Here is a 312-nt window from a genome sequence, read left to right on the forward strand (position 1 = left end):
TCGGGTTTCGATAGCCGTCTACAACGGCCCGGACGCCACGGTGGTGGCCGGTGATCCGGAAGCCCTGGACGAGATCTCCGCGATGGCGGAGAGCGCGGGCGTCCGCGCCCGGCGGGTTCCGGTGGACTACGCCTCCCACTCCGCCCATGTGGAGGACATACGGGAGCGGCTGCTGGAAGCCCTCGCCCCGGTGACGCCGCAAGTGTCCCGGGTGCCGATCATCTCCACGGTCACCGGTGGCGTGCTGGACACCGAGACCATGGGTGCCTCGTACTGGTACGAGGGTCTGCGGCAGCCGGTGCGCTTCACCGA

The 312-nt window shown here is 69.6% G+C and carries 1 protein-coding gene; it reads left to right on the forward strand.

Annotation, left to right across the window (positions count from 1 at the left end):
• Positions 1–312: acyltransferase domain-containing protein (locus M8H82_RS36390; RefSeq protein WP_250080042.1), on the forward strand; the 312-nt coding region annotated here is incomplete at both ends.

Source organism: Streptomyces sp. YS415, assembly GCF_023544665.1.
Lineage (GTDB): Bacteria > Actinomycetota > Actinomycetes > Streptomycetales > Streptomycetaceae > Streptomyces.